The organism is Sphingopyxis sp. RIFCSPHIGHO2_12_FULL_65_19, from assembly GCF_001830555.1.
Classification (GTDB): domain Bacteria; phylum Pseudomonadota; class Alphaproteobacteria; order Sphingomonadales; family Sphingomonadaceae; genus Sphingopyxis.
Genome location: NZ_MIAM01000064.1, coordinates 73,375 through 98,778 on the forward strand (window position 1 = coordinate 73,375; position 25,404 = coordinate 98,778).

Sequence of the window (25,404 nt, forward strand, 5' to 3'; positions counted from 1 at the left end):
GGTCGGTTTCAGGCAAGCGCCGCTTTGACCGCCGCGACGGCGTCGTTCGCTGCGCCGCCGTTCGGTCCGCCGCCCTGCGCCATGTCGGGCCGCCCGCCGCCGCCCTGCCCGCCCAGCGCCGCGACCGCCGCCTTGACCAGGTCGACTGCGCTCAGGCTGCCCATCCTGTCGTCGGTCACGCCGACCGCCACCGACGCGCGCCCGTCGTTGACCGCGACAAGCATCGCGACGCCGCTCCCGACCTGCTTCTTCAGCCCGTCGACGGTGCCGCGAAGCTCTTTGGGGTCGAGCCCGTCGACGACCTGCGCAATAAATCCGGTATCGCCGATCTGTTCGACCGCCGGGCCACTCGCCGCGCCGCCGGCGCCCGCACCGCCCAACGCCAGCGCCTTTTTCGCATCGGCCAGCTCGCGCTCGGCCTTCTTCAACGCTTCGGCCAGCTGCGCGACACGTATCGGCACGTCATCGGGCGAGGTCTTGAGCGCCGCCGCCGCGGCCTTGAGCGCCTCGTCGCGGCTATTGAGCCAGACCCGCGCCGCGTCGCCGGTCAACGCCTCGATGCGCCGCACCCCCGACGACACCGCCGATTCGCTGATGATCTTCAGCAACGCAATGTCGCCCAGCGCGCGGACGTGCGTCCCGCCGCACAGCTCGACCGAATAATGATTCTCGGTCGCCTTGCCCATGCTCAGCACGCGCACTTCGTCGCCATATTTCTCGCCGAACAGCGCCAGCGCACCCGCGGCGACCGCATCATCGGGCGTCATCAATCGCGTCGTCACCGCTTCATTGCCGCGGATCTGCGCGTTCACTTGCGATTCGATGTCGGCAATCTCTTCGGCGCTCAGCGCCTTGGGATGCGAGAAGTCGAACCGGAAGCGGTCCTCCGCGACCAGGCTGCCCTTCTGCGTCACATGCCCGCCAAGACGGTTGCGCAAGGCAGCATGCAACAGATGCGTCGCGCTGTGGTTGGCCCGAATGCGGTCGCGCCGTTCGGCATCGACGGTCAGTTGCACCGTATCACCGACCTTCAGCGTCCCGGCTTCGATCTTGGCCTGATGCGCGTGCAAGCGGCCCAGCGGCTTGGCCGTGTCGCTCACCGCGACCTTGGCGCCGTCCAGCGTTGCGATCGTGCCGCTGTCGCCCATCTGGCCGCCGCTCTCGCCATAAAAGGGCGTCTGGTTGGTCAGCACGACCAGCGCGTCGCCGGCCTTCGCCTCGTCGACCGACGCGCCGTCCTTGACCAGCGCGATCACCGTGCCTTCGCCCGACGTGGCGCCATATCCCGTGAATTCGGTGCCGCCATGCGTTTCGGCAATGTCGTACCAGATTTCGTCCGATGCCTTTTCGCCGCTGCCCTTCCACGCCGCGCGCGCCGCGGCTTTCTGCTGCGCCATCGCCGCGTCGAAACCCGCGCGGTCGACCGCGATGTCTTGCGTCCGCAGCGCGTCTTCGGTCAGGTCATAGGGGAAACCGTATGTGTCGTAGAGCTTGAAGGCGACCTCGCCGGGCAGCGTGGCGCCCGCGCCCATGCCGACCGTCGCCTCGTCGAGCAGCCGCAGCCCCTTGTCGAGCGTCTGACGAAATTTGGTTTCCTCACGCTCCAGCGTCTCGGCGATCAGCGGCTGGGCGCGGATCAGTTCGGGATAGGCGGCGCCCATCTCGGCGGTCAGCGACGGCAACAGCCGGTACATCAACGGGTCCTTGGCGCCGAGCAGATGCGCGTGGCGCATCGCGCGGCGCATGATCCGGCGCAGCACATAACCGCGGCCTTCGTTCGACGGCAGCACGCCGTCGGCGACGAGGAAGCTCGATGCGCGCAGGTGATCGGCGATGACGCGATGGCTCGCCTGCGTCGCCCCCTCGGCCGGGACGCCGGTCAGGTCGACCGACGCCGCGATCAGCGCCTTGAACGTATCGGTATCATAATTGTCGTGGACGCCTTGCAGCACCGCGGCGACGCGCTCCAGCCCCATGCCGGTGTCGATGCTCGGCCGCGGCAGGTCGATCCGGTCGCCCGGACCGCGCTGGTCATATTGCATGAACACCAGGTTCCAGATTTCGACGAAACGGTCGCCGTCCTCTTCCGGCGACCCCGGCGGCCCGCCCCAGATATGGTCGCCATGGTCATAAAAGATTTCGCTGCACGGGCCGCACGGGCCGGTGTCGCCCATCGACCAGAAATTATCGTTCGTCGCGATGCGGATGATCCGCTCGTCGGGCAGGCCCGCGATCTTCTTCCACAGCGCGAACGCCTCGTCGTCGGTGTGATAGACGGTGACGGTCAGCCGCTCGGGCGCCAGCCCCCACGTCTTGGTGATCAGCGTCCACGCATGATGGATCGCCTGTTCCTTGAAATAGTCGCCGAACGAGAAATTTCCGAGCATTTCAAAGAAGGTATGATGGCGCGCGGTGAAGCCGACATTGTCGAGGTCATTGTGCTTGCCCCCGGCGCGGACGCATTTCTGGGACGAAACCGCGGTCTTGTACGGCCGCGTTTCCAGGCCGGTGAATACATTCTTGAACGGCACCATGCCCGCGTTGACGAACATCAACGTCGGATCGTTGTACGGCACCAGCGGCGCCGACGGTTCGATATGGTGGCCCGTCCCCCCGAAATAATCGAGGAAAGAGCGGCGAATGTCGTTGGTCGAGGTCATGCGCGCGATCTAGTGTGCTACGACGCGTTTCTCAAGCGTTTCACGCGGTCGCGCGCCTGCCCCCTATCGCTTGCACAGGCGGTCGAGCTCGGCGTCGGTCATCCCCTCTTCGTCGACCAGCTTCTGCGAGAAATAACGCACGTCATATTGTGCCATTCGATACTCGCCGTCGCGCAGGCGCTGGATCAGCACACCGCCGCAGGTTCCGACGATACCGGGATGTGTGCTCAGCACCGCGAAATAGGCATAGGCGCCCGGATAGCTGGCGTCGGGCGGGTTGTTCATCCAGCCGGCGAGCTGCGGCGAAAACTCGCCCGCGCCGGTCTGGTACATCTTGGCCTCGTCGCTGAACCTTTTCATCTCGGTCGCATTGGTCTCCAGCGCCGGGTCCATCATTTTCACCAGAATCGTGGCATTCCCCGCATCAAGATTGTCGAGAAAGCGTTGCGCAAATCGTGTCGCCGCGGCCGTCTCCGCGGCGCTTGCCTTCCAGTCGGCCGGAACGGGTTTGTAGGGGTCGGTCGCGGGGTCGTAGCAATTGAACGCCTGGCGATAATTCTGGATGATCGTTACGCCGCGTGCGGCGTCGACCTTATTATCGAAATAGAACCGCCCGAACCGCACCTTCATTCTGCCGCAACGCTGCGCCGCCAGCACCTTGATGCGCTCGATAACCGGCGAATACTGGTCCGCGTCGATCTGCGCCACCGTCGCCGCGAACCCTTTGCCCGGCACCGGATCGACTTTGATCGCGGGCAAGGGCTGTGCGGACGCCGCAAGCGCCGCGAGAAAAATGGCTGTCATGTACAAACCCCCAACGATTCCTTCGAATCGCGACCCTATGCCGCGATGGTCGAAGACTCCGCCGCGGCACCGTCATATGTTGTTAGGGAGCGCGCCGCGACGCAAGCACGATATTCGGCCATTTCAAAAGTTTGTGGCGATGCCCTTGCCCAGGTAGCAGGGAAGCTGCCGCAGCACGTCGGCTTTGGGCACACCATCTTCTATCAGTTCGGGGGGCACTTCCGACGTGTCGGTGCGCACGACCGTCCAGCCATCGGCCGGGGTCGCGCGATGGACGACGATATAGCCGCAATCCATCGTCCGGTCCCTGCGATCCCCGCGAAAATCGAACGCCGCATAAAGGCCGGGTGGCTGTCCGGCGGGGTCCAGATACCAGCTGAGCCGCAGCGGGCGAATCTGGCCGTCCGCCCACAAGGTCGCCCGTTTGCGCAGGTTCATTTCCCATTCCAGCCGCGGGTTCGATGCCTGGAACGACAGCCGCAGCATCGCATAAGCCGCCGCATAATCGCGGCGTTCGAGCGCCAGCGTATATTCGGCGAAGCGATCGATGGCACCCTCCTCGTCGGAAGGCGACGGCTGGAACGCCACACCCTCCGGCGCGATCACCTCACGCTCCACCTCGGGCGCCAGCGTCGGCGGCGCGGCGATCGCCGGGAGAGCAGCGAGAAGCGCAGCGGTCGCCAGCACCAATCGGCCGACGCCCCAACCCTCAATATCCATAATAGGCGCCGCCCTTTTCACGCGCGCGCTGCCAGGCGGGACGCGCGTGACACGCGTTCACGAAATTTGCGAGCTTCGGATAGCGCGGCGCCATGCCCTGCATGATCGCGATCTCGGCCGGGAAGCTCAGCATGATGTCGGCGGCCGACAGGTCGCTGCCGATGAAGTGGCTGTTCGCACCGACCCGGCTTTCCATATAGGCGAAATGGGCGTCGAGCTGCTGGGCGATGCGCGGCTCGAGCGGCGCCGCGGCTTCACCGAGCCGCGAAGTATAGATACGCAGCAGGATCGGCGTCATCGCCGACCCTTCGGCGAAATGCAGCCATTCGAGGTGGCTGACATGCTCGTCGGTGCCGCGCTCTGGCACCAAATGGCCGCCGCCATGCCGCTCGCACAGATATTCGGTGATAGCCCCGGACTCGATGATGACGCGGTCACCGTCCGAAATCACCGGCGATTTGCCGAGCGGATGCACCGCGATCAGTTCGGGCGGCGCCAGGTTGGTGACCGCGTCACGGTCATAATATTTGACTTCATAGGGCGCGCAGATTTCCTCGAGCAGCCAAAGGATCCGCTGCGAGCGGCTGTTGTTCAGATGGTGGACGATCAGGCTCATGGGGCTCTCCTCTAGGGGTCGACTGAATAGGGACCGTTGCGATCGATCAGCGCCGCAAGCTCGCGAACCAGCTTGGCGCCGAGAATGGCCGTAACACCGCCGATATCGCGGCCGGGATGGAGTTCGACGATGTCGGCGCCCACGATCGGCGCCGTCTGCTTGCGGAGCACCGCGAGCATTTCGCGCACCGTCAGCCCGCCCGGTTCGGGATGGGCCACCCCAGGCGCCGCCGACGGATCGAGTCCGTCAAGGTCGATCGAAATATATAGCGGCCCGTCGAGCACCGGCACACGGTCGGCTGTGAAATCGGCCATCGGGATTATCTCGACACCGAATCGGCTGGCCTGTTCGCGGCAATGCGCGTTGAGCGTCCGAATGCCGACCTGCACCAGCCGCCGCGCATGGCCCGCCTCGCAGATGCGCGCAAAAGGCGAGGCGTGGCTGCGCGGATTACCCGCGAAATCGTCGTAGAGATCGGGGTGCGCATCGAAATGGAGGATATTGACGGGCCCGGAACAGGTCGCCGCAGCCTCGACGAGCGGAAAGGTCACGGCATGATCGCCGCCGAGAGCGAGTGGCACGTCGCCGTCTTCGCACAGCATCGCGACGTGGCGGCGAATCGTCGCATCGTCGCGCGCGGTGTCTTCGGTCAGCGGCAGATCGCCGTCATCGGTGAAGGCGATGTCGGTGCCGATTTCGGGGCCCAGCTCGCTCGCCATATTGCCGCGCTCGCTCCGCAATGCGGCGCGGATCGCCGCCGGGCCTGCCGCTGCGCCACGCTCAAAGCTGCTGTTGACGTCGGTGGGCAGGCCGAAAAGGCGGATCGCGAGCATCCGCCGCTTGTAATCGCTGCCCCGGTGCACGCAAGAAGCAACGGCGGACGGGCCGACCTGCTCGAGAGGGGAAGAGCGCAGGTCAAAGGGGCTGGTGGCCCGCCGCCGTTATCCGGCCGGTTCAAGCAAGGCGAACCGGCCGAAACAGAAGGGATCAATTGTCGTCGTCGCCCTCGTCGTCGGGACCGGCCATCATTTCTTCGGCCACCGCGTCCGTGCGGCCACGGATCGCGGCTTCGAGCCTTTCGCGCAGTTCGGGATTTTCGGTCAGGAAGTTTTTCGCATTTTCACGGCCCTGCCCGATCCGGATCGAATCATAGCTGAACCAGGCGCCCGATTTTTCGACAAGCCCGGCCTTGACCCCGATGTCGAGAATCTCGCCGATCTTGGAAATGCCCTGCCCGTACATGATGTCGAACTCGACCTGCTTGAACGGCGGTGCGACCTTGTTCTTCACCACTTTCACGCGCGTGGTGTTGCCCACGATCTCGTCGCCATTCTTGATCTGCCCGGTGCGGCGGATGTCGAGGCGGACCGAGGCATAGAATTTCAGCGCGTTGCCGCCGGTCGTGGTTTCGGGGTTGCCGTACATCACGCCGATTTTCATGCGAAGCTGGTTGATGAAGATCACCATGCAGCGCGAGCGGCTGATCGAGCCGGTGAGCTTGCGCAGCGACTGCGACATCAAACGTGCCTGGAGACCGACATGGCTGTCGCCCATTTCGCCCTCGATTTCGGCGCGCGGGACGAGCGCCGCGACCGAGTCGACCACGAGCACGTCGATCGCATTCGATCGCACGAGCGTGTCGACGATTTCGAGCGCCTGTTCGCCGGTGTCCGGCTGCGACACGATCAGTTCGTCGATATTGACGCCGAGCTTGCGCGCATAGACGGGGTCGAGCGCATGTTCGGCGTCGACGAAGGCAACGGTGCCGCCGGTCTTTTGCGCTTTGGCCAGCGTGTGCAGCGCCAGCGTTGTCTTGCCCGAGCTTTCGGGACCGTAGATTTCGATAACGCGGCCACGCGGCAAGCCGCCGACGCCGAGTGCGATGTCGAGACCGAGCGAGCCGGTCGAGATCGCCTCGACCTGCATGGCTTCCTTCGAGCCCAATTTCATCACCGAGCCCTTGCCGAACGCGCGATCAATCTGCGCGAGCGCGGCGTCGAGCGCCTTCTGCCTGTCCGTATTATTCACTGATTTCCCCGATTCGACGAGTGACAATTGTCCGGCCATGACCGTCCCTTTCCAGCTCTAGAGCGACGGCAGAAGCATCGCAATGCCAGACTATGTGCCACATTTGTTCTTATGGAACAAGTGGGGAACAAAATAAAATCGACGCGGGTGACAGTGCCGCTATTCAGCGGAAAATTCATCCAGTGCCGCGGCGATATCGCTGATCCGGAACGGTTTGGTTATTAGTTTGCGGTGCGCATGCACAGGCGGAATGACATCGCCGCCGCCCGTGGTGAAGGCAAAAGGAATGCCCCGCTCGGCGAGCGCGTCGGCGACCGGCCAACCCTTTTCTTCGCCTAGGTTGATATCGACGAGCGCACCGGCGATCGGTTCGTTGGCGATCATTGCCAGCGCCTCTTCGTTGCTGGTCGCCTGCGCGGGTTCGGGCAGGTCGAGCGCGTCGAACATGTCGACCAGCATCATGCCGATCAGCACATCGTCCTCGACGAGCAGGATGCGGCGATTATCCGGCATGGGGCGTCCGATGCGCCGCGTCGTCGAGCGCCGCAGACGTTGCCTCGGCGAGCTGCGCAACCGAGAAGGGTTTGGGCAGGAAGGCAACATCATCGATGTCGATCGACTGGCGGAGCTGCTCTTCGGCATAGCCCGACATGAACAGCACCGGCAGGTCGGGCCGCTTGGCCCGCAGCGCACGAACCATCGACGGCCCGTCCATTGTCGGCATCACAACATCGCTGATGATCAAATCGACCTTCTCCATCTGGGCAAACCGTTCGAGCCCCTCTTCGCCCTGCGCCGCGGTGACGACAGTATAGCCCGCGCGCGTCAACGCGCGCTCCGCCACCGCACGCACCATGTCTTCATCCTCGACGAGCAGGATCGTTCCAGTGCCCCACTGACTTTTCTTCGGCTTTGCGGGCGGCGGCGGCGCGACCGGCGCGTCCCCCTCGGCACGGTGCACGGGCAAGTAGATCGCAAAGCTCGTTCCCTGCCCCGGCTTGCTGTCGGCGAAGATGAAACCTGCCGACTGTTTGATGATCCCGTAAACGGTGGACAGGCCGAGCCCCGTCCCCTTGCCCACATCCTTGGTCGTGAAGAAGGGCTCGAAAATCTTGGGCAGCACATCGGCGGGAATGCCGGTGCCGGTGTCACTGACCTTCAGCGCGCAATAGTCGGCGGGCGGCATGAACTCATTGCCCAACTGCCGCACGTCCGCGGCGGATACCGGGTATGTTTCGATCGTCAGAGTGCCGCCGCCCGGCATGGCGTCGCGTGCATTCACCGCAAGGTTGATAATGACCTGTTCGAGTTGCCCCGGATCGGCGCGGACCGCACCGAGCCCGCGACCATGGTGGACCACCAACTGGACCGTTTCGCCGATCAGCCGCTTGAGCAGGTGCGAGACCTCCGAAATCACGTCGGGCAGCTGCAATATCTGCGGCCGCAACGTCTGTTGCCGCGAAAAGGCGAGCAATTGCCGGGTCAGGCTGGCGGCGCGATTGGCGTTGCTGCGGATCTGCTGGATGTCGTCATAATCGCTGTCGCCCGGCGTATGGCGCATCAGCATCAGGTCGCACGCGCCAAGCACGGCGGTCAGGATATTGTTGAAATCATGCGCGACGCCGCCCGCAAGCTGGCCGACCGCCTGCATCTTCGACGCCTGCGCAACCTGGCGCTTGAGGCGCGATTCCTCGCTCGAATCCTTCAGGCTCAGCAGCACCGCCGCCTCGCCCAATCCGCGCACGCCGACGACACGCATCGACACCGGATCGCCGCTCTGCCCGGCCAGCCGGATCGACAGGTCGCCGCCAACTTGCTGCCCGCTGCTGTGGCGGCGGATCATGTCGGCGAGAGGCCCCTTGTCTTCGCCGACGACGATATCGCCGGGATAGCGCGGCATCTTGCCGTCGGGAACGTTCGCGGCGCGCACAAAGGCACGGTTCATATAGAGAAAGCGACCGTCGCGATCGACCATGGCGAGCCCGAAGGGCAGCAACGACAACAGGGTCTCGACATAGGTTTGCGCGGTGCCGCGATCGGCCGGTCCCATCTCCTCGTCGAGCATCGCCAGCAACATCGGGGTATTTGCATCGGCGGGCGCGAGCGGAATCTGGATCATCCGCACCGGGGTCGCGCGGTCACCCTCGCGCGCGAAATAGAGCGCGCCGCCGTCGTCAAGACGGATCATCGGGGCGACGTCGCGGCCGGCATAATGGCTGGCGTCGTCCTCGCCCAATGCGCGCAGAAGAAAGGCCTGGTTGGCGACCCGCAGCCTTCCTTCGGCGCTGACCAGCGCCGCCATGATCCCGGCATGGCCCAGCGTCCGGCCCGCTGGGCCGTCAAGATGGCGGACGATTTCGGACGCAAGGTCGAGCCGCTCGAGCGCCGAAAAGCGCCAGACCAGATAATCTTCCGCCTGTCCCGTCCGCGTGACCTGCGCGCGCAGTTGCAGCGGGCCGATCGCAATATCGTCCGCGCGCCCCTCGCCGTCGCGCCATGCGACCCGGCCTGCATTTTTGAGCACGTCGGCGCCGCGCCCCTCGAGCGGAAGCCCCGGCGGCGTGACGAAACCGTTGAACCAGGTGGCGAACAGGTCGTTCGCGCAGACCATGCGTCCCGCTCGGTCGGTCACGGCGATCGCGACATCGTCGTGATTGACCGCCTGGCGCAACATCGTCCAGTCGGGCAAAGCCGCCTCTCCGGCCACTGCGGCGGGGAACAGGCGCCGCGCAAGCAGGACAGCGCCCGCCGCGACCGCGAGCCCCGCGACAAACCCGGCCGCCAGAACCGCATTGCCCGTTGCCCAGAACAGCAGCGCGGCCGACAGCAGCGCGAGCGCGCCAAGCACCACCATATCGATCCGCGACAGCCCCGCGGGCGCCGACAGCGGTCCGGCGGCGCCCGCCCCCCTGATGAAATCACCATCAGCGGAGGGCAGGCTTTGCGCGGTCAATGATCAACTTTCCTGTTGGCGCATCACCAGATGCGAACGCGGTCCTTCGGCGCCAGATACAGCTTCTGGCCTTCCTTGATCTGATAGGCCTTATACCAAGGGTCAAGATTGCGCGAGACCCAAGTCCGCTGGATCGAGGGCGAATGCGGATCGGTCGTGATACGCTGCGACAGATTCTGCTCGCGATAGTTGCGGCGCCACACCTGGGCCCAGCCGAGGAAGAATCGCTGGTCGCCGGTCAGCCCGCCCAACACGGGTGCTTCCTTGCCGCCCAAGGATGCCTTGTACGCGTCATAGGCAACAGTCAGGCCGGCAAGATCGCCGATATTTTCGCCCAGGGTGAAGGTGCCGTCGAGCTTTTCGCCCGGCAGGATTTCATAGGCGTCATATTGCGCGATCAGCGCTTTGCCCGCCGCCTCGAACGCAGCGACGTCCGCCGGCGTCCACCAGTCGGCCAGCTTGCCCGTCTCGTCATATTTCGCGCCCTGGTCGTCGAAATGATGGCTGACTTCGTGGCCGATCACCGCGCCGATCCCGCCATAGTTGATCGCCGGGTCGGCGTGCGGGTCGAAAAAGGGCGGTTGCAGGATTGCGGCCGGGAAGACGATCTCGTTCATCCCGAAATTGGCATAAGCATTCACCGTCATCGGGGTCATGCCCCATTCCCAGCGACGGATCGGCCCGCCAAGGCGGCTGATATTGTCATCATGCGCAAACTGGTTCGACCGGAGCGCGTTGCCGAACAGGTCGTCGGCGCGGATTTCAAGCTTGCTATAATCCTTCCAACGATCGGGATAGCCGATCTTGGTCGTGAAATTGGCAAGCTTCTGCTTTGCCTTGGCCTTGGTCGCCGGCTGCATCCACGCCAGCCCGTCGATGCGGCGGCCCATCGCGGCAAGGACATTTTTCACCAGCTTGTCCATTTCCGCCTTGGTTTCGGGCGGGAAATATTTTGCGACATAGTCCTGGCCCACCGCTTCGCCCATGTTGCCGGTGGTGAAATCGACGGCGCGCTTCCACCGCTCCTGCATCTGCGGGGTGCCCTGCATCGCGGTGCCATAAAAGGCGAAGGCTTCGTTGGCGACGACATCGGGCAACACGCCCGAAAATCCGTCGAGACTGCGGATCAGCAGCGCGTCGCGAATCACCGCGATCGGCGCGTCGGCGATCAGCTTGGCTTCGCCGGTAAAGGCGCTCGGCTGCGACACGAGCAGCGAATCTTCCTTGACGCCAAGCCCGCGGATAAAGGTCGACCAGTCGAAACCGGGCGCAGCTGCGGCCAGTTCGGCGATCGTCATCTTGTTGTAGACTTTGGTCGCGTCGCTGCTGTCATTCTTGTCCCAATGGACCGCCGCGATCTGCTTCTCGAAATCATAGAGCGCCTTTGCCCGCGGCGCGGCGTCCTTTTCGCCTGCGATCGTCAGGACATTTTCGAGGTGCTTGAGGTAGGCGGCCTGCAGCTTGGCGTTGCGATCATTGTCCTTCAGATAGAAATCGCGGTCGGGCATGCCGATGCCGCCCTGGAACATCGTGTAGATATAAACGTCGGGGTTCTTGTCGTCCTGGCCGACGAAACCGCCGAAGAAATGCTGGACGCCATTGCGATCCGCTTCGGCAAGAAGCGTCGCCAGGCCCGGCTTGTCGACGGCGCGAATCTTGTTCAGCCACGGCTGGATCGGGGCAAGGCCCTTCGCTTCCACCGCTGCGGAATCGATATAGGCGGCATAGTTGCGGCCGATCATGCTGTTCGGATCGCCCTTTGCGGCGTCGAGAATTTCGCGCGTGCGCGTCTGTGACAGGTCGGCGAGCGCGGTGAACATGCCATAGTTCGACTTGTCGGCCGGGATCTGGGTGTTCTGCGCCCAGGTGCCGTTGGCATAACCATAGAAATCATCGCCCGGCGGGACGCTCTTGTCCATGCCGCTCAGGTCAAAGCCGAAATCGCCAATTTCGGGCTTTGCCGCGGTTTCGGATGTCGGTGCGGTGGTGGCCTTTTCCTTGGCCGCCGCCGGGACGGCAGCGAGCATCAGCGCGCCCAACGCGGCAGTCGCCATCAGGCGCGAAGAGATATGCAGACGTGTCATGATATTCCCCAGTATTCGATATGAAGCGACAATCCGCACCGCGCAGGCACGGCGCAGATCAGCGATGGGATAGCTATACGCCTGCCTTGGGGGCGTTCAACCGGCCGCCGTGTCGCTGGTCGATGCCTCATGTCGTTGGTCGCGCGCGCGCGCCAATTTGCGCCGCCAGCGCAGCCGTATCCAATTGTCCCAGAAAATCGAGGCCAGGACATAACCGACCGCGGCGGACACAATGGAAATGACGAACAGCCCGGCGAGCATGGCAGGGGCCGCATCAGAAAAGACCCAGCGCACCCATTCGCCCGCCGACGCACCATGTTCGATCATCGCCGAAAAGGTCGCACTGTTTGCATGAAGGCCGAACAGCCAGTCGCCCAGCCATACCGACGCGATAATGATGAACGGCGTCGTCACCGGGTTGGAGAGGAAGGTCATCGCCGCGCCGATCGGGATGTTCGCGCGGACCGGCAGCGCAAGCAGCGCGACGCCCAGAATCTGCACCCCGGGGACCAGGAAAAAGATGCCGACGAACAGCCCCAGCGCGGTGCCGCGGGGCACCGAAGTGCGCGTAAAGCGCCACAAATGGCTGTGCGCAACCCGGTGGGCAAATGGTTTGACGAAACGGCTTTCCAGCAACTCTTCGCGCGTCGGCGAATTGCGGCGAATCCAGTTCATCACCGCCGCCTTGTCGCGAGGCTTGCCCCTGCTCATCCGCGGTCCTTCATCAACCGCTCTTTGTCGCGCTTCCAGTCGCGTTCCTTGATCGACTCCCGTTTGTCGTGCGCCTTCTTGCCCTTGGCGAGCGCGAGTTCGACCTTGGCGCGGCCGCGGCTGTTGAAATAGACGCTGAGCGGGACAAGCGTCATGCCCTGCCGCATCACGCCCGCGTGCATCTTGTTGATCTCGCGCTCTTTGAGCAGCAATTTCCGCGGCCGGCGCGGCTCGTGATTATGTCGGTTGCCGTGGCTGAATTCGGGGATGTTGCTGTTGATCAGCCACACTTCGCCGCCCGTCACCTCGGCATAGCTTTCGGCGATCGTGCCCTCGCCAAAGCGCAGCGCCTTCACCTCGGTCCCCTGCAACGCGATCCCCGCCTCGAACACCTGTTCGATGGCATAGTCGAAGCGCGCGCGCCGGTTCTCGGCGACGACCTTTTTCTTGTCGAATTCAGCGGCGGACTGGGGACGAGCCATTTCTAAACCTAGATTACTCCGGCCGCGGACAGCGCGGCATCGACAGCGGCACGCGACGCATCGTTCGCCGCGATGATAGGTAGGCGCACTTCGGGCGAAAACCAGTCGTGGACGCGTGATAGCGCATATTTGACCGGCCCCGGCGAAGTGTCGGAGAACATCGCCTGATGCAGGTCGAACAGCCGGTCGTGCAGCACCAGCGCCCGCGCCCAGTCGGCGGCGGCACAGGCCGCGGCAAAATCGGCGCAAAGGCGCGGCGCGACATTGGCGGTGACCGAGATGCAGCCAACGCCGCCCATCACCGCATGCGGCAGCCACAGATCGTCATTGCCGCTGAGCTGACAGAAATCCACACCCGCGCCGGCGCGATGGATCGTCACGCGCGCCAGGTCGCCGCTCGCATCCTTGATCGCAACGACGGAGGGGATATCCGCGAGCTTGCACATCGTTTCGGCGCTGATGTCGGCAACGGTGCGGCCGGGGACATTGTAAACGACGATCGGCAGGTCGCTGGCATCGGCCAGCGCCTTGAAATGCGCGATCATGCCCTCCTGGCTGGGGCGGTTGTAATAAGGTGCGACGATCAGGGCAGCAGTCGCCCCCGCGGCCTGCGCGTGGCGCATGTGACGGACCGCAGTCGCGGTGTCGTTCGATCCGCAGCCTGCGATGACAGGCACGCGGCCCGCCGCCGCTTGGATACAGCTGTCGATCACCTGATAATGTTCGTCGAAACCGAGCGTCGGGCTCTCGCCGGTCGTGCCGCATGGGACGAGGCCGCTCGTCCCTTCTTTGATCTGCCAGTCGACAAGGCGCGCGAAGGCCGGAGCGTCGAACGCCCCATCGCGAAATGGCGTCACCAAAGCGGGAATCGACCCCGAAAACATGCTCCGCTCCTTTACAAGAACCCGCGAACGCCGATAGAATCCGGCCAGCGCGCCGCTATTGGACGTCTATTCAGCGCCCCGCAAGGAGTTTGGTATTACCATGGCAGCCATGACCTCGCTGACCCGTATCTCCCGCTTCGCGCTCGCCGCGGCCCTGCTCATCCCGACGGCGGCGCATGCCAGCGAACTCACCCCCGAACAAATGGCCTGGTATCGTGCACAGATGGGCCTTGCCAGCCAGTCGGGAGCACCGCCATCGACCAATTCGGTCGGCGACGCGGTGCTCGAATGGCGCCGACTGACAGCCAACAGCGGTGCGTCGTTCGATCAGCTTTCGCGGTTCCTGATGGCGAACAAGGGCTGGCCCGACAGCGACAAGATGCGCACGCGTGCCGAAAAAGCCATCTCGCTCGACAGCTACGACCCGACCCGCACCTTGGCATATTTCCAGGCTTATCCGCCCCAAACCGCCAGCGGGCAGTTGCGCTATGCGCTCGCGCTCAACGCGTCGGGTCGCCGCGACGATGCCCATGCGGCGGTCCGCCGCGCGTGGACGGGCGGGCCGCTCGACGAATATGAGACAAGCCGCGCGCTGAGCATGTTCCCCGGCGCGATCACCCCCGCCGACCATGATGCGCGGATGGACCGGCTGCTCTGGCTCGGCGCCACCTCGGCGGCAAGCCGCCAACTGGCCTACACCTCGCCTGACAAGCGCAGCATCTTTGCCGCACGGCTGGCGATGCGCAGCAGCGCAGTCGATGCCGCTTTCCAGGCGGCGGCGGTCGAAAGCGCGAACCCGTCGATCATCCGCACCGATCCCGGCTACATCACCGACAAGGCGACGTGGCTGCGCGCGTCGGGCCGGGTCGGCGAAGCGCGGGCGCTGCTCGCCGCGCCGCGTTCGTTGTCGAGGGCGCCGACGGATACCGAAGAATGGCTGGAAACCCTGCTCACCAACGCCCGGCAAGCCGACGCCGGCGGCGACAAGATGACCGCCTATAATATCGCACGCCAACTCGACGACGCCTTCCCGGCGGGCACGGTGATCCGCGAAACGCCGCTCGGCGTGCGCGACGATTACACCTCGCTTGCCTGGCTGGCGGGCCAACTCGCTTTCAAGGATCTGCGCCGACCCGCCGAAGCGGTGCGCCTCTACCGCGCTTATGGCGAGGCGGCGCGCTCGGCGCAGACGCGCACCAAGGGCTTTTACTGGGCCGGGCGCGCGGCGCTGGCCGCGGGCGACCGCAATGGAGCGAACGCGCATTTTGCCGATGCGGCGCAGCATTATGACCAGTTCTACGGCCAGCTCGCGCTCGAACGGCTGAACCGGCCGCAACCCAAACCGACCCCCAATCCGACGATCGCGGTCAGCAGCGCCGAACAGCGGATGTTCGAGGACGACCGGCTGGTCCGCGCGGCCCGTGCGCTCGGCGAAATCGGCGCGTGGCGTGAACAGTCGCTTTTCCTTCGCGCGCTGGCGCAAAAGGCCAGCTCGCCATCGGACCATGTGCTCGCGGGCAAGCTCGCCTCGCAGATCGGGCGCCCTGACCTGGGCGTGATGATCGGCCGCAGCGCGCAAGCGAACAGCCTCGACGCGGTTGAGGTCTCGGGATTCCCGACCGTGCGCGTTCCCGCAGGCCATGAAAGCAACTGGACCTTTATCCACGCCATCACCCGGCAGGAAAGCCAGTTCGACCGCGCGGCGATCAGCCACGCGGGCGCGCGCGGGATGATGCAGTTGATGCCGGGCACGGCGCGCGAGGTCGCGGGCAAGCTGGGGATGAGCTATAACGCCGGTTCGCTCACCACCGACACCAATTACAACATGATGCTGGGATCGACCTATTTCCAGCAGATGCTCCGTTATTTCGGCGGCAGCTATCCGCTCGCCGTCGCGGCCTATAACGCCGGCCCCGGCAATGTGAACAAATGGCTGCGCGCCAATGGCGACCCGCGCACCGGGTCGATCGAGATGCTCGACTGGATCGAGGCGATCCCGATTTTCGAGACCAGGAATTACGTCCAGCGCGTGCTCGAAAATGCCGTCGTCTACGACACGCTGCGCGATGGCAGCGGAGCACGGCAACAGGCTCCGCTCAGCTTTTACCTTGGCAAACGCACACCGGGGTAAGGCCGGGTGGCGGGGGACAAGACCAACATCATCAGCCCCGCGGGCTATGCCGCGCTGCGCGGCGAATATGACGCGTTGCTGGGCGACGAACGGCCCAAGCTGGTGGAAGTGATCAGCTGGGCGGCCGGCAATGGCGACCGCAGCGAGAATGGCGATTACATCTATGGCCGCAAACGGCTGCGCGAAATCGACCGCCGCCTGTCCTTCCTTGCGCGGCGGATGAAGGCGGCGCGGGTCGTCGATCCGGCCGAGCAGCCGGACAAGAGCCGCATCTGGTTCGGCGCGACCGTCGAGCTTGCCGACGATGATGATGCGCGTCGGATCGTCACGCTGGTCGGCGACGACGAGGCGGAGGCGGGCGACGGCCGCATCGGGTGGAACAGCCCCCTCGCCCGGGCGCTGCGCGGCGCCGCGATCGGCGACCTGCGCACGGTGCAACTGCCCGCCGGTGCCAAGGAATGGGAAGTGGTCGCGGTCAGCTACCCCTGACCATCATTCCCCGATCCCCGCAATCAGGTCGCGCTGGTCCTTCCTCAGTTCGGGAAGGTCGCGCGCCAGCTTCGCCCAATGGGCGGCTTCCTTTGCATCGGCGGTGACGCCGTCGCCTTTGGCATAGGCATAGGCCAGGATGGCGCGCGAACCGGCAAAGCCCGCACGGGCGCCGACACCGCAATCCTCGATCGCGCCCGACAGCGTCTTGTCGGCAAAATGCGCTTCGCAAAGCCAGTGATTGCCCTCCGGGTTGCCGCCATCGGCGATACTGCGCAGCCGGGCCAGGTTTGCCGCCCGCGTGTCGGCGAAATAGGTGAGCGCAAAGATCGCCGCCGGATGCCCCTTCGCCGCTGCCTCGGCATAAAGCGCCTGCGAGCGCACGAAGTCGGCAGGACCAAAGGTGCCCGCCGCGAGCCGATAGGCCAGATGCGTTTTCGCCTTGGAAAAACCGGCGTTCGAGGCGGCAACATACAGGTCATAGGCTTGGCGGATATTGTCGGGTGTCGGATCGTTTTCGAGCAGGAAATAGGCGAGTTCCTGCCGTCCCGCCGGGAAGCCCTGCCGCGCCGATTTTTCGAGATATTGGCGCGCCCGCCAAGCGTCGCGTTTCACCCCGACCCCGAGCGAGAACATATAACCGACCAGATGCTGGGCCAGCGGATCGCCGCCGTCGGCCAGCGCCACGATCCGGGCTGCGCGGTGCCGCGACAATATGTCGGCGATCAGGATCGGCTCATCCTCGATCGCCAGTCGGTCGAGCGAAATGTCCGACAGCTCTGCCGAGATGCGGCCGCGCCACTCGTCCGCGGCGGGATCGGCCGCGGCGCTGGCGGCGGCCCCTCGCGCCGCCTCGTTGACGGGCGCGCGGGGTGCCAGCGGCGGCGGCGGCGGCGCCGACCAGTTGCGGCGCCCCGGCGGCGCGGGCGGCACGTCGGGCGGTGCGACAAGATAATAATCCTCGAACCAGCTGCCATAATGGAAGGGCTGCTGCGGCCCCAGTTCCATCCCGAAAGTCCGCTTATATACTTCGCGCGATACGACCTTGAAATAATCGGAAATTTCCAGGCCGGGAATACCCAGTTCCTTGACCACCGCTGCCGCGAAGGGGCTGACCGGCGACCCCACGGGCGCGAAATCGAGCGCCGGGCGCCCCTTTGCGGTCGAATAGAATACCGCCCCTTGCCCGATGTCGAGCAGTCCGAGCGGCGCCGACCCCGCCTCGCCCTTCGCGACATCGGCATCCTCGACCCGCACCACGGGTTCGGCAGTGCGGCACGCATCGACGAACAGCAGCGTGAACGCGCCCTGCGGCACGACGCGTTTGACCACCGCTTCGATCGACAGATAGCGTTTTTCGACATCGGCGCGTCGCGTCGCGGGGGGCGCGTCCATCGGCACCAGCCAGTTGCGCCCGCCATATTCAAACCCGTGGCCGGCGAAATAGACGATCACCGACTTGGCGCCCGCCGCCTCGCCGGCAAAGCGTGTCAGCGCCGCATCGAGCGTCGGCATGTCGGCGTTGCGGACGATCCGCGGCGCGATACCGGCCTTTGCAAAGGCGTCGCAGACATAGTCGATGTCGTTGACGGCATTTTTCAGCGACGGCCATTCCCAGTCGTTATAGGCGCTGTTGCCGATCAGCAGCGCCACGCGCTCGCCCTGGAGCGGCGCGGTGCCGCAGGCGTCGCCGGGCTGCGCCGATGCGGCGGGAATCGCACAGGCGCACGCCAGCAAGCCTGCTCCCAGCGCGCCGATATGCCATCGCATCGTCATTCGTGCCCCTCCCCTTTGGTCGCCGTGCCACTTCACCGCGCCAATGACCGAATTCTGCGCAACTTCACTCGGGATTCGGGCCGCACCCCTCTCCCACAGCTGCGGCACAAAGGGTAGGTCGGCCGCATACAGTAGCAAAGCGGAAATATGCCGAGCGCCACGCGACACAAAGCCGCCGCGACCGTGCTGCGGCGCGCCGGTCGGACGACAGCCTTCGCCCTGTCAGGGCTGCAACAGCGCGGGAACGATCCAGATCGCGGACAGGACAACGATCACCGCAACCAGCGAAAACGCCAGAACATAACGGACATTATGCCCTTTGACCCCGCTGCTCGCCTCGGTCTCGGTCACTTCGACATGGTCATCGACGACTTTCATGGTCCGTCTCCTTTTCTGGTCCGCATAATACGCGGCCCGGCGCAGCGCGGTTCCCGCGCGGCTGGTGGGGAGAGAATATGCCAGAGGGTCTGTAAGCCGGGTTCTGTCCATCCCCTTGCGGGGACTGTGCGATCATTCCTCTAGGCGGACGGTTACCCGAACGCTCAAGCAGTCAACCCGGACGGCTGGGCCGGAATCAGCCCTGAGTTTCCTCATACCGTCCCTATTCGACCTTGCTCCCGGTGGGGTTTGCCGTGCCGCGCCTGTTACCAGCCGCGCGGTGCGCTCTTACCGCACCCTTTCACCTTTCGCCGGGCCGAAGCCTGTGGCGGTCTGCTCTCTGTGGCACTTTCCCTGAACCTGGCCGAGGCCCGGTCCGCCGGACGTTATCCGGCACCGTGATTTCCGTGGAGCCCGGACTTTCCTCCCCCGGCAGGATACCCCACCGGCGGCGATCGCCCGACCCTCTGGCTGGGCGAGTATAGGCCCAATCAATGCACAGCGCCAGCGATCCCTTCGTGTCGAGCGAACGGAAAGAGGAGTGGCTCTAATTGCCCTCGGGCTGCGGCAACAGCAGTGCGAGCAGGATCGCGCGGCACTCGCCGCAAATCGTGCCGTCGATCAGTTCGGGGCGAAAGCGGCGCTGGAACGCGACCGTCGCCGCGAACCCGTCGGTCACATCATAGCCAAAGCGTTCGAGCGCGAGCAGGAAACCCGCGTCGGTCCACAAGGGATCGGTCAGCTTCTTCGTCGGGCGCGGCAGCGCGAGGCGGCGGCGCGCCAGTTCTTCCCACGGGAAAAGCTCGCCGGGGTCCTGCTTGCGCCGCGGGGCGATGTCCGAATGACCGACGACATTGCCGCGCGTGATCGCATATCGGTCCTTGATCAGGTGGACGAGGCGGACGACCGATGCGACCTGCGGATCGGGAAACGGCACATAGCCCCATTCATGCCCCGGATTGACGATCTCGATCCCGATGCTCGCCGAATTGACGTCGCTGATCCCGCGCCAATGCGACTGGCCGGCGTGCCAGGCGCGCTTGTCCTCGGGCACCATATGGGTGATCTGGCCGTCCTCGCTGACGACATAATGCGCCGACACCTTGGCATCGGGATTCGCAAGCCAATCAATGGCTTTTGAGCCGTCTTTCATGCCGGTATAATGCAGCACGATCATCGAGATGGGCAGCACGCGCTCGTCGAAATTGGGAGACCAGCGTTCGATAAAATCGCTCATGCGTATCGCGGTTCCTGCCTGCGCCGCCCGGGGTGCGGATCGGCGTCCCAACTGCGCCAGTGCGCCGCAAAATGCAAGGTCAGGCGGCGGCCGGGCGGCGCACCTGTTGGTCGGCGGGCTCGTAAAGGCCGCGCAAGCGCGGGCTGGCGACATATTGGTCGGTCTGCCCCAGCACCGTTTCGCCCGCGCCGAGGACGAGGAAACTTTGCGGCGCCGCCATCGCGCGGAGCCGCGCAAAAGCCTTCTGCCGCATCGGCGCGGAGAAATAGAGCAGCAGGTTGCGGCAGAAGATCAGGTCGGCCGGGCTGGCGAGCGGCGGCCGATCGGTGAGCATATTCTGCACCGAAAAATCGATCCGGCGGCGCAAATCTGCCTTGGCGAGCCAGCCCCCCTCGGTCTGGTCGAACCAGCGCACCATGCGCTGCACTGGCAGCCCGCGCTGGATCTCGAACTGGCTGTAAAGCCCGACGCGCGCGCGGCTGATCGCATGATAGCTGACATCGGTGCCGATGATATCGACCTGCCACCCCGCCCATTTCGCACCTTGTTCGGCAATCAGCATCGCCAGCGAATAGGCCTCCTGCCCGGTCGATACCCCGCAATGCCAGATCGTCACGCGTCGGCGCAGCGCGTTGATTTCGCGGATTCGTTCGAGTGCATTCGCAGCTATTTCGTCGAAAACGCTGTATTCGCGATAAAAATATGTCTCGTTGTTCAGCATCGCGTCGACCGTATCGTCGAGCAGTTGGCGGCTGTTCGATGTGACCAGAGCGCCGACCAGCGCGTCGAGGTCGGCGATGCCGTGGCGCTGCATCACGGGTTTCAGCGACATTTCGATCCGCCATATGCGGTTTGGCGACAGCGTCTGTCCGGTCCGCGATTCGAGCACCCCCATCAGCACTCGATAGGCCGATTCGCTGGCGCTCGACCCCATCATGGCTTGCTGCGCCCCGACAGATAACTGCCCAGCATCAGCGCGATGGCATCGGGGTTCAGCGTGGCGGCGGCGACCCCGGATTTCGCGACGGCGCCCGGCATACCCCAGATCACGCAGCTTTCGGGCGCCTGCGCGAACACCGTGCCACCGGCACCTTTCAGACGGGCGGCGCCGATCGCGCCGTCGCGGCCCATGCCGCTGAGGATGACGGCGATGCCGCCCGCGCCATAAACGTCGGCGACCGAATCGAGCATCGGGTCGGCGGAGGGGCAGCAGCCATTGTCGGTCGGCCGCCGGTCGAGCGCGATTTCATGACGGCGGCCATTGGCAACCACCAGCATATGGGCATCGCCGGGGGCCAGATAGATGCAGTCGCGCTCGATCGCCATGCCGGCCTCGGCAACGCGGACGCGGCGCGTCGTCATCGTCGCGATCTGCTTGGCGTAAAATTCCATGAAAGCGTCGGGCAGATGCTGGGTCAGCAGGATCGGGGCGCCGATCCGCGGGTCGAGATGCGCCAGGAAGTTGGAGAAGGCGGGAATGCCGCCGGTCGAGGCCGCGACCGCGATGCATTCGATCGGCTGCGCGGTGTCGATCGCGAGCACGGATGGTGCGGGCGCGCGGCGTTCGGCCACCGGGATCGCCGCCGGAAGCTCCTGCCGATGGCCCAGCGTGATGATCCGTTCGGTGAGCACTTCGGCGAAGCGGCCCGAAAAACTGCCACGACCCGGCTTGGCGAGCGTATCGCTCGCGCCCAGCGCGAGCGCGTCGATCGCGGCGGGGCCGCCCTCGACACAGTTCGACGACAGGATGAGGACGCGCGCTTTCTCGGCCCGCGCCAATATGTGCGGCAGCGCGTCGATACCGCTCATTCCGGGCATTTCGATATCGAGAACCACGACATCGACGGGTTCACGCGCAAGATAATCCAGCGCATCCTGCGCAGAGGCAACCGAGGCGCAGATTTGGAGCCCGGGGCGCTGGTCGACGATGCGTTCGAGGATGCTGCGCACGACAAGGCTGTCGTCGACGAGCATGACGCGCACGGTGCGGGCTGTTGGCGGAGTATCGGGTATCAAGCGTTGCGGTTGCGCCACGACTGGCCCCCTGCCTTCAAGCGATGCCGACGAGTTGCAGCTTCCCTTCGAGCGTTTCGCGGTCGAACGGCTTCATCACATATTCGTCGGCGCCCGCTTCGATCGCGGCGCGGATATGGTCGATGCTGTTTTCGGTGGTACAGAACACGACGCGCGGCCGTTCTTCATGCCCATAGTCGAGATCGTTGAACGCGCCGAGGAACTCCATCCCGCTCATCACCGGCATGTTCCAGTCGAGCAGGATGACATCGGGGCGATTGGCACGGCAAAAGGTCAGCGCCTCCTGTCCATCGGCGGCCTCTTCGACCGCAAAGGACATGCTTTCAAGGATATGGCGTGCGACCTTGCGAATGACTTTGCTGTCGTCGACCACCAGACAAGATTTCGACATTAATTTAACTCCGACCCCCGCGACTTGGGCCTGTTTAGGTTGAAGGGGTATTCAGCCCGTTAATGAACGGCAGGAATCATGCAGCCTTTAAGGTGGGTAAGGTAATGAAATGCGACGGATCGACGACGAGCAGCGAAGCGTCCTGATGCTCGATCATCGCATCGGCGACGCGCGCCCATCCGGGCAGCAGCTTGCCCGCAATCCGCGTTTCGGGCGCGTCGATGAAACAGACATCCTCGATTTCGTCGGCGAGCAGCGCATAGCCATGCTGGGCGACCTCGACGACGATCACGCGTTGCCCCGGCGCCACCGGCACCGGGGGCAGCCCGACGACGACATGCGGGTCAATCAGGGTGAAGACGCGGCTGCGCAGCGCAAACAGTCCTGCGACATGCGGCGGCGCGGCGGGAACCTCGACCGGCGTGCCGACTGTGACGACCGAATGGATCGCCCGGCTGCGCAATGCGACCCGTGTGTCGGCGATACGCGCGATCAGATAGAGTTTTTCCATCATGCGACCTGTCCCCCGATTTGGCGGCGCAACGCGTCGAGCAGCGCCTGGCGATCGTAGCGATAGACGGTGTCGTCGCCGGGTCCGGCGGCGGCGATCGAGCTGCGCAGGCGGATCACCGGCACCCCGTCGGCGGCGTCGCGCGACCGCGCACCTTCGGCCGTGAAGCACAGCAGCACGTCGGGGGCCTCGTCGGAGGGGGTATCGCCCGAAATGACGCGGTAACCGGCACTCCGCAGGATCGGCGCCAGGAAATTGTCGCCCCAGCCGTCATGGTCGTCGGCCAGGCGGCAGAGCGGCTGGCGCAGCGCCGTCGCGGCGGCCGCCCCGACGGCATATTGTTCCATCAGCCAGAAAGGGTCGATCAGTTCGACGGGCTCGCCGCCGACGAGCACAACGCCGGCGACCAGCCCCGGCGCGGCCGACGGCTGGACGGCGTCGGGCAGGCGAACGATGTCGATCACCTCGGCAATCGGATAGCAGAGCACGGCCTGCCCGTCGTAAAGGCGGAGCAGTTTCAAGCTCCCCTCGCCGCCCGGCGCGGTCGCCGCATGGACGGGAAAAATCTCGTCGCCGATCTGGGCCTGCACCCGGCCCGCGCTTTCAAACAAGGCCGATGCGGGGACTTCCTCGACCCGCTCGATGACCGACAGGCGGACGCCGCGGACGCGGGCGTTGGTATCGCGGAACAGCAGCAACTGCGCGGCATTGCGCGCCGCGGCGGCTTCGGCCTCGGCCTCGGCCATCCGGTCGTGGCTGCGACCGGCCTCGCTGGCGTCGATCGCCGACGCGGCGAGCATCCCCTGGACGTCGAGCAGCAGCACCGGGCGACCGTTGTCGGGCAGCGTTGTCCCGGCATAAAGCCCGGTCGCCATAATCATCGGCGCCGCGGGCTTGATCACCAGTTCCTCATGGTCGTGGATCGCCGCGACGCTCAACGCATAGCTTTGCCCCTGCCCCGGACGGACGATGACGAGCGCGCGGTCGTCGACGTCGTCGCCGTGGTGGCGCCCGCGACCCAGCACGGATTCGAGGCGGAGCAGCGGATATTGTTCGCCGCGAACCGTCGCCAGTTCGCCGCCGCCGACGCGGTCGATGCGAACGGTGTCACCGCCTTCCAACAGGATTTCGCGGACGGCGCCGCGCGGGATCGCGAAATATTGTCCCGCCGCGCGCACCATCAGGCCGGATATGATCGTCAGCGTCATCGGCACGCGCAGCAGGATCGTCAGCCCGCGCCCCTCTTCATTGCGCAGTTCGACGATGCCGCCGATCTTTTCGACATTCGCCCGGACGATATCCATCCCGACCCCGCGGCCGGAAATGGCGGTCACTTCCGCGGCGGTCGAAAAACCGGGGCGGAAGATCAGGTCCAGCTTTTCCTTCGGCCCCAGCGCGCGCGCTTCGGCCGCCGTAATGGCGCGCATGGCGACCGCCTTGGCGACCAGCGCGTCGGGCGACAGGCCGCGACCGTCGTCCTGGATCGCAATTTCGATCTGGTTCCCCGACTGGCGGGCGGACACCGAAATCGTCGCGGTGATGTCCTTGCCCGCGGCGACACGGTCCTCCAGCGGCTCGACACCATGGTCGATGGCGTTGCGGACGATGTGGATCAGCGGATCGCGGATATTCTCCATCATCTCGCGATCGAGTTCGACCTCGCCGCCGCTCGTCTGGAACGCGATCTTCTTGCCCAAGTCCTGCGCCAGGTCGCGGACGATCCGCGGCAGCGGCGCGAACAATTTGTCGATCCGCTGCATCCGCATCTGGCTGACCGACTGGCGCATTCCGGCGATCGAATCGGACAGGCGGTCGAACGAAGCGATGACCGACAGGTCGGCGCCCGATTCGCGGAGCATCCGGGCAAATTCATTGCGCGCGAGCACGATGTCGGTGACCCCGGTCATCACGCTGTCAAGCAGCGGCAACGGAACACGGATCGAACGCCAGCTTTGCAGTTCGGTGCCGAAATCGTCGTCGCGGCGCAGCGGGACCCCGGCGACCTCGAACGACGCATCGGGCGCGGCGCCCTGTTCGGCAAGCGCGCCGATGACTTCGCGGTCGTCGCCAGCGGGTTCGGCTCCGTCCTGGCCCAAAGCCGTGCAGAGATCGCCCAGACGGTCGAGAATGCCCAGAACGCCCGATACGAGCGCGGCATTCGCCTGGCGATTGCCACGGCGAACCTGGTCGAGCGCATCTTCGGCGGCGTGCGACAGCGCGGTAACGCGCGGCAGCGCGAGAAAACCCGAACTGCCCTTGATCGTGTGGACAAGGCGGAAAATGGCGTCGAGCTGGGCGCGGTCGGCCGGATCGGCTTCCCACGCGACGATCGCCCCGCCCGCTTCGGCCAGAATCTCCGCCGTTTCGGCCAAAAAGTCGTTCAGCAGATCGTCCATCGCCGTATCGGTGCGCCCTAAAAACTGAGGCTTCACCATGGCGGACAATGGTTAAGGAGGGTTTTACGCAAGGCAGCCGAGAACCGCGCAAAAGGGATGAAATCGCCGCGACCGCAGCC

22 protein-coding genes and 1 other RNA gene are annotated in these 25,404 nt (G+C 65.0%); 2 read left to right on the forward strand and 21 right to left on the reverse strand.

What is annotated here, in order from left to right:
* Positions 1-8: 8 nt before the first annotated feature.
* The 12 genes from alaS to dapA form a co-directional block, all read right to left on the reverse strand.
* Positions 9-2,660 (reverse strand): alanine--tRNA ligase, encoded by a 2,652-nt coding sequence (alaS, locus tag A3E77_RS18000; protein WP_293648570.1) that lies wholly within the window; start codon positions 2,658-2,660, stop codon positions 9-11.
* A gap of 63 nt (positions 2,661-2,723) precedes the next feature.
* Positions 2,724-3,464, reverse strand: coding sequence for a hypothetical protein (locus A3E77_RS18005; RefSeq protein WP_293648572.1), 741 nt, complete (start codon positions 3,462-3,464; stop codon positions 2,724-2,726).
* Positions 3,465-3,587: 123 nt separating this feature from the next.
* On the reverse strand, positions 3,588-4,184 hold the full coding sequence (locus A3E77_RS18010) for a hypothetical protein (RefSeq protein ID WP_293648575.1): 597 nt from the start codon (positions 4,182-4,184) through the stop codon (positions 3,588-3,590).
* On the reverse strand, positions 4,174-4,800 hold the full coding sequence (locus tag A3E77_RS18015) for a glutathione S-transferase family protein (protein WP_293648578.1): 627 nt from the start codon (positions 4,798-4,800) through the stop codon (positions 4,174-4,176). The genes A3E77_RS18010 and A3E77_RS18015 overlap by 11 nt, the downstream gene beginning before the upstream one ends.
* Positions 4,801-4,811: 11 nt before the next feature.
* Complete coding sequence (speB, locus tag A3E77_RS18020) at positions 4,812-5,663, reverse strand: agmatinase (RefSeq protein ID WP_293648581.1); 852 nt, start codon at positions 5,661-5,663, stop codon at positions 4,812-4,814.
* 124 nt (positions 5,664-5,787) lie between these two features.
* Entirely contained in the window at positions 5,788-6,867 is a 1,080-nt protein-coding gene (gene recA, locus A3E77_RS18025; protein ID WP_293648584.1) for a recombinase RecA, read from the reverse strand.
* A 120-nt stretch (positions 6,868-6,987) separates the two neighbouring features.
* On the reverse strand, positions 6,988-7,341 hold the full coding sequence (locus A3E77_RS18030) for a response regulator (protein WP_293648586.1): 354 nt from the start codon (positions 7,339-7,341) through the stop codon (positions 6,988-6,990).
* Entirely contained in the window at positions 7,331-9,682 is a 2,352-nt protein-coding gene (locus A3E77_RS18035; RefSeq protein WP_293648663.1) for a hybrid sensor histidine kinase/response regulator, read from the reverse strand. Before A3E77_RS18035 ends, A3E77_RS18030 begins: the two co-directional genes overlap by 11 nt.
* A 122-nt stretch (positions 9,683-9,804) precedes the next feature.
* Positions 9,805-11,865, reverse strand: a complete 2,061-nt coding sequence (locus A3E77_RS18040) for a M13 family metallopeptidase (protein WP_293648588.1) — start codon at positions 11,863-11,865, stop codon at positions 9,805-9,807.
* A 96-nt stretch (positions 11,866-11,961) separates the two neighbouring features.
* Positions 11,962-12,576 carry a DUF2062 domain-containing protein gene (locus A3E77_RS18045; RefSeq protein ID WP_293648591.1) on the reverse strand — a complete coding sequence of 205 codons (615 nt, stop codon included), beginning with the start codon at positions 12,574-12,576 and terminating at the stop codon, positions 11,962-11,964.
* Positions 12,573-13,058, reverse strand: a complete 486-nt coding sequence (gene smpB, locus A3E77_RS18050; RefSeq protein ID WP_293648594.1) for an SsrA-binding protein SmpB — start codon at positions 13,056-13,058, stop codon at positions 12,573-12,575. Before smpB ends, A3E77_RS18045 begins: the two co-directional genes overlap by 4 nt.
* An 8-nt stretch (positions 13,059-13,066) precedes the next feature.
* Positions 13,067-13,942: a 4-hydroxy-tetrahydrodipicolinate synthase gene (gene dapA / locus A3E77_RS18055; RefSeq protein ID WP_293648597.1), complete on the reverse strand. Its 876-nt coding sequence runs from the start codon at positions 13,940-13,942 to the stop codon at positions 13,067-13,069.
* A gap of 100 nt (positions 13,943-14,042) precedes the next feature.
* Between dapA and A3E77_RS18060 the strand changes: the two genes are divergently transcribed.
* Together A3E77_RS18060 and greB are read left to right on the forward strand one after the other, a co-directional pair.
* On the forward strand, positions 14,043-16,073 hold the full coding sequence (locus tag A3E77_RS18060; protein ID WP_293648600.1) for a lytic transglycosylase domain-containing protein: 2,031 nt from the start codon (positions 14,043-14,045) through the stop codon (positions 16,071-16,073).
* A 6-nt stretch (positions 16,074-16,079) separates the two neighbouring features.
* Entirely contained in the window at positions 16,080-16,562 is a 483-nt protein-coding gene (gene greB / locus A3E77_RS18065) for a transcription elongation factor GreB (protein ID WP_293648603.1), read from the forward strand.
* 3 nt (positions 16,563-16,565) lie between these two features.
* On the opposite strand, the gene A3E77_RS18070 is transcribed toward greB, so the two are convergent.
* The 9 genes from A3E77_RS18070 to A3E77_RS18110 all read right to left on the reverse strand — a co-directional run bounded on the left by A3E77_RS18070 (position 16,566) and on the right by A3E77_RS18110 (position 25,321).
* Positions 16,566-18,338, reverse strand: a complete 1,773-nt coding sequence (locus tag A3E77_RS18070) for a caspase family protein (protein WP_293648606.1) — start codon at positions 18,336-18,338, stop codon at positions 16,566-16,568.
* A gap of 222 nt (positions 18,339-18,560) precedes the next feature.
* On the reverse strand, positions 18,561-18,716 hold the full coding sequence (locus tag A3E77_RS18075; RefSeq protein ID WP_293648609.1) for a hypothetical protein: 156 nt from the start codon (positions 18,714-18,716) through the stop codon (positions 18,561-18,563).
* A 76-nt stretch (positions 18,717-18,792) separates the two neighbouring features.
* Positions 18,793-19,187, reverse strand: an RNA gene (gene rnpB, locus A3E77_RS18080) — RNase P RNA component class A.
* A gap of 76 nt (positions 19,188-19,263) precedes the next feature.
* Positions 19,264-19,953, reverse strand: coding sequence for an N-acetylmuramoyl-L-alanine amidase (locus A3E77_RS18085; protein WP_293648612.1), 690 nt, complete (start codon positions 19,951-19,953; stop codon positions 19,264-19,266).
* Between the two features lie 79 nt (positions 19,954-20,032).
* Positions 20,033-20,890 carry a CheR family methyltransferase gene (locus tag A3E77_RS18090; protein WP_293648614.1) on the reverse strand — a complete coding sequence of 286 codons (858 nt, stop codon included), beginning with the start codon at positions 20,888-20,890 and terminating at the stop codon, positions 20,033-20,035.
* Positions 20,887-21,936, reverse strand: coding sequence for a chemotaxis-specific protein-glutamate methyltransferase CheB (gene cheB / locus A3E77_RS18095; RefSeq protein ID WP_293648616.1), 1,050 nt, complete (start codon positions 21,934-21,936; stop codon positions 20,887-20,889). The genes A3E77_RS18090 and cheB overlap by 4 nt, the downstream gene beginning before the upstream one ends.
* A gap of 67 nt (positions 21,937-22,003) precedes the next feature.
* Complete coding sequence (locus A3E77_RS18100; protein ID WP_058802094.1) at positions 22,004-22,378, reverse strand: response regulator; 375 nt, start codon at positions 22,376-22,378, stop codon at positions 22,004-22,006.
* A 76-nt stretch (positions 22,379-22,454) separates the two neighbouring features.
* Entirely contained in the window at positions 22,455-22,892 is a 438-nt protein-coding gene (locus A3E77_RS18105; RefSeq protein WP_293648619.1) for a chemotaxis protein CheW, read from the reverse strand.
* On the reverse strand, positions 22,889-25,321 hold the full coding sequence (locus A3E77_RS18110) for a chemotaxis protein CheA (protein WP_293648622.1): 2,433 nt from the start codon (positions 25,319-25,321) through the stop codon (positions 22,889-22,891). Before A3E77_RS18110 ends, A3E77_RS18105 begins: the two co-directional genes overlap by 4 nt.
* Between the last annotated feature and the right edge of the window lie 83 nt (positions 25,322-25,404).

Bases quoted from the DNA above. Each gene is read 5' to 3' on its own strand.
- alaS (WP_293648570.1), bottom strand. From the start codon at position 2,660: ATGACCTCGACCAACGACATTCGCCGCTCTTTCCTCGATTATTTCGGG.
- A3E77_RS18005 (WP_293648572.1), bottom strand. From the start codon at position 3,464: ATGACAGCCATTTTTCTCGCGGCGCTTGCGGCGTCCGCACAGCCCTTG.
- A3E77_RS18010 (WP_293648575.1), bottom strand. From the start codon at position 4,184: ATGGATATTGAGGGTTGGGGCGTCGGCCGATTGGTGCTGGCGACCGCT.
- A3E77_RS18015 (WP_293648578.1), bottom strand. From the start codon at position 4,800: ATGAGCCTGATCGTCCACCATCTGAACAACAGCCGCTCGCAGCGGATC.
- recA (WP_293648584.1), bottom strand. From the start codon at position 6,867: ATGGCCGGACAATTGTCACTCGTCGAATCGGGGAAATCAGTGAATAAT.
- A3E77_RS18030 (WP_293648586.1), bottom strand. From the start codon at position 7,341: ATGCCGGATAATCGCCGCATCCTGCTCGTCGAGGACGATGTGCTGATC.
- A3E77_RS18035 (WP_293648663.1), bottom strand. From the start codon at position 9,682: ATGGTGGTGCTTGGCGCGCTCGCGCTGCTGTCGGCCGCGCTGCTGTTC.
- A3E77_RS18040 (WP_293648588.1), bottom strand. From the start codon at position 11,865: ATGACACGTCTGCATATCTCTTCGCGCCTGATGGCGACTGCCGCGTTG.
- A3E77_RS18045 (WP_293648591.1), bottom strand. From the start codon at position 12,576: ATGAGCAGGGGCAAGCCTCGCGACAAGGCGGCGGTGATGAACTGGATT.
- smpB (WP_293648594.1), bottom strand. From the start codon at position 13,058: ATGGCTCGTCCCCAGTCCGCCGCTGAATTCGACAAGAAAAAGGTCGTC.
- dapA (WP_293648597.1), bottom strand. From the start codon at position 13,942: ATGTTTTCGGGGTCGATTCCCGCTTTGGTGACGCCATTTCGCGATGGG.
- A3E77_RS18060 (WP_293648600.1), top strand. From the start codon at position 14,043: ATGGCAGCCATGACCTCGCTGACCCGTATCTCCCGCTTCGCGCTCGCC.
- A3E77_RS18070 (WP_293648606.1), bottom strand. From the start codon at position 18,338: ATGACGATGCGATGGCATATCGGCGCGCTGGGAGCAGGCTTGCTGGCG.
- A3E77_RS18075 (WP_293648609.1), bottom strand. From the start codon at position 18,716: ATGAAAGTCGTCGATGACCATGTCGAAGTGACCGAGACCGAGGCGAGC.
- A3E77_RS18085 (WP_293648612.1), bottom strand. From the start codon at position 19,953: ATGAGCGATTTTATCGAACGCTGGTCTCCCAATTTCGACGAGCGCGTG.
- A3E77_RS18090 (WP_293648614.1), bottom strand. From the start codon at position 20,890: ATGATGGGGTCGAGCGCCAGCGAATCGGCCTATCGAGTGCTGATGGGG.
- A3E77_RS18100 (WP_058802094.1), bottom strand. From the start codon at position 22,378: ATGTCGAAATCTTGTCTGGTGGTCGACGACAGCAAAGTCATTCGCAAG.
- A3E77_RS18105 (WP_293648619.1), bottom strand. From the start codon at position 22,892: ATGATGGAAAAACTCTATCTGATCGCGCGTATCGCCGACACACGGGTC.